The following is a 3,189-nucleotide window of genomic DNA, read 5'->3' on the forward strand; positions in this document are numbered from 1 at the left end:
GAAGTCGTAACAAGGTAACCGTAGGGGAACCTGCGGTTGGATCACCTCCTTACCTTAAAGAACCTGCCTTTGTAGTGTCCACACAGATTGTCTGATGAAAAGTAAATAGCAAGGCGTCTTGCGATTGAGACTTACACGTCCCCTTCGTCTAGAGGCCCAGGACACCGCCCTTTCACGGCGGTAACAGGGGTTCGAATCCCCTAGGGGACGCCACTTGCTGGTTCGTGAGTGAAAGTCACCTGCCGTCATATCTCAAAACTCATCTTCGGGTGACGTTTGAGATATTTGCTCTTTAAAAATCTGGATCAAGCTGAAAATTGAAACGACACACATGTTATGTGTGTTCGAGTCTCTCAAATTTTCGCAATCAGAAGTGAAACATCTTCGGGTTGTGAGGTTAAGCGACTAAGCGTACACGGTGGATGCCCTGGCAGTCAGAGGCGATGAAGGACGTGCTAATCTGCGAAAAGCGCCGGCGAGGTGATATGAACCTTTGACCCGGCGATGTCCGAATGGGGAAACCCAGTGCAATTCGTTGCACTATCGTTAACTGAATACATAGGTTAACGAGGCGAACCGGGGGAACTGAAACATCTAAGTACCCCGAGGAAAAGAAATCAACCGAGATTCCCCCAGTAGCGGCGAGCGAACGGGGAGCAGCCCAGAGTCTGAATCAGCTTGTGTGTTAGTGGAAGCGTCTGGAAAGTCGCACGGTACAGGGTGACAGTCCCGTACACGAAAGCACACAGGTTGTGAACTCGAAGAGTAGGGCGGGACACGTGGTATCCTGTCTGAATATGGGGGGACCATCCTCCAAGGCTAAATACTCCTGACTGACCGATAGTGAACCAGTACCGTGAGGGAAAGGCGAAAAGAACCCCGGCGAGGGGAGTGAAAAAGAACCTGAAACCGTGTACGTACAAGCAGTGGGAGCACCTTCGTGGTGTGACTGCGTACCTTTTGTATAATGGGTCAGCGACTTATATTCTGTAGCAAGGTTAACCGTATAGGGGAGCCGAAGGGAAACCGAGTCTTAACTGGGCGTTAAGTTGCAGGGTATAGACCCGAAACCCGGTGATCTAGCCATGGGCAGGTTGAAGGTTGGGTAACACTAACTGGAGGACCGAACCGACTAATGTTGAAAAATTAGCGGATGACTTGTGGCTGGGGGTGAAAGGCCAATCAAACCGGGAGATAGCTGGTTCTCCCCGAAAGCTATTTAGGTAGCGCCTCGTGAACTCATCTTCGGGGGTAGAGCACTGTTTCGGCTAGGGGGCCATCCCGGCTTACCAACCCGATGCAAACTACGAATACCGAAGAATGTTATCACGGGAGACACACGGCGGGTGCTAACGTCCGTCGTGAAGAGGGAAACAACCCAGACCGCCAGCTAAGGTCCCAAAGTCATGGTTAAGTGGGAAACGATGTGGGAAGGCACAGACAGCCAGGATGTTGGCTTAGAAGCAGCCATCATTTAAAGAAAGCGTAATAGCTCACTGGTCGAGTCGGCCTGCGCGGAAGATGTAACGGGGCTAAACCATGCACCGAAGCTGCGGCAGCGACGCTTATGCGTTGTTGGGTAGGGGAGCGTTCTGTAAGCCGTTGAAGGTGTGCTGTGAGGCATGCTGGAGGTATCAGAAGTGCGAATGCTGACATAAGTAACGATAAAGCGGGTGAAAAGCCCGCTCGCCGGAAGACCAAGGGTTCCTGTCCAACGTTAATCGGGGCAGGGTGAGTCGACCCCTAAGGCGAGGCCGAAAGGCGTAGTCGATGGGAAACAGGTTAATATTCCTGTACTTGGTGTTACTGCGAAGGGGGGACGGAGAAGGCTATGTTAGCCGGGCGACGGTTGTCCCGGTTTAAGCATGTAGGCGGAGGTTCCAGGTAAATCCGGTACCTTTTAACGCTGAGGTGTGATGACGAGGCACTACGGTGCTGAAGTAACAAATGCCCTGCTTCCAGGAAAAGCCTCTAAGCATCAGGTAACATCAAATCGTACCCCAAACCGACACAGGTGGTCAGGTAGAGAATACCAAGGCGCTTGAGAGAACTCGGGTGAAGGAACTAGGCAAAATGGTGCCGTAACTTCGGGAGAAGGCACGCTGATATGTAGGTGAAGCCCCTGCGGGTGGAGCTGAAATCAGTCGAAGATACCAGCTGGCTGCAACTGTTTATTAAAAACACAGCACTGTGCAAACACGAAAGTGGACGTATACGGTGTGACGCCTGCCCGGTGCCGGAAGGTTAATTGATGGGGTTAGCGGCAACGCGAAGCTCTTGATCGAAGCCCCGGTAAACGGCGGCCGTAACTATAACGGTCCTAAGGTAGCGAAATTCCTTGTCGGGTAAGTTCCGACCTGCACGAATGGCGTAATGATGGCCAGGCTGTCTCCACCCGAGACTCAGTGAAATTGAACTCGCTGTGAAGATGCAGTGTACCCGCGGCAAGACGGAAAGACCCCGTGAACCTTTACTATAGCTTGACACTGAACACTGGTCCTTGATGTGTAGGATAGGTGGGAGGCTTTGAAGCGTGGACGCCAGTCTGCGTGGAGCCGACCTTGAAATACCACCCTTTAATGGCTGGTGTTCTAACGTAGACCCGTAATCCGGGTTGCGGACAGTGTCTGGTGGGTAGTTTGACTGGGGCGGTCTCCTCCCAAAGAGTAACGGAGGAGCACGAAGGTTAGCTAATCCTGGTCGGACATCAGGAGGTTAGTGCAATGGCATAAGCTAGCTTGACTGCGAGAGTGACGGCTCGAGCAGGTGCGAAAGCAGGTCATAGTGATCCGGTGGTTCTGAATGGAAGGGCCATCGCTCAACGGATAAAAGGTACTCCGGGGATAACAGGCTGATACCGCCCAAGAGTTCATATCGACGGCGGTGTTTGGCACCTCGATGTCGGCTCATCACATCCTGGGGCTGAAGTAGGTCCCAAGGGTATGGCTGTTCGCCATTTAAAGTGGTACGCGAGCTGGGTTTAGAACGTCGTGAGACAGTTCGGTCCCTATCTGCCGTGGGCGCTGGAGAATTGAGGGGGGCTGCTCCTAGTACGAGAGGACCGGAGTGGACGCATCACTGGTGTTCGGGTTGTCATGCCAATGGCACTGCCCGGTAGCTAAATGCGGAAAAGATAAGTGCTGAAAGCATCTAAGCACGAAACTTGCCCCGAGATGAGTTCTCCCTGAC

At 52.7% G+C, this 3,189-nt stretch carries 1 tRNA gene and 2 rRNA genes; all 3 read left to right on the forward strand.

The annotated features are described in order from the left end of the window. A 16S ribosomal RNA gene (locus QMN93_RS25660) occupies positions 1-52 on the forward strand; the annotation flags it as partial. A gap of 85 nt (positions 53-137) precedes the next feature. Then, positions 138-213, forward strand: a tRNA-Glu gene (locus QMN93_RS25665). Between the two features lie 182 nt (positions 214-395). Beyond that, positions 396-3,189, forward strand: a 23S ribosomal RNA gene (locus QMN93_RS25670); the annotation flags it as partial.

This window comes from Enterobacter sp. R-1.6.2 (genome assembly GCF_035064085.1).
Classification (GTDB): Bacteria; Pseudomonadota; Gammaproteobacteria; order Enterobacterales; family Enterobacteriaceae; genus Enterobacter; species Enterobacter asburiae_B.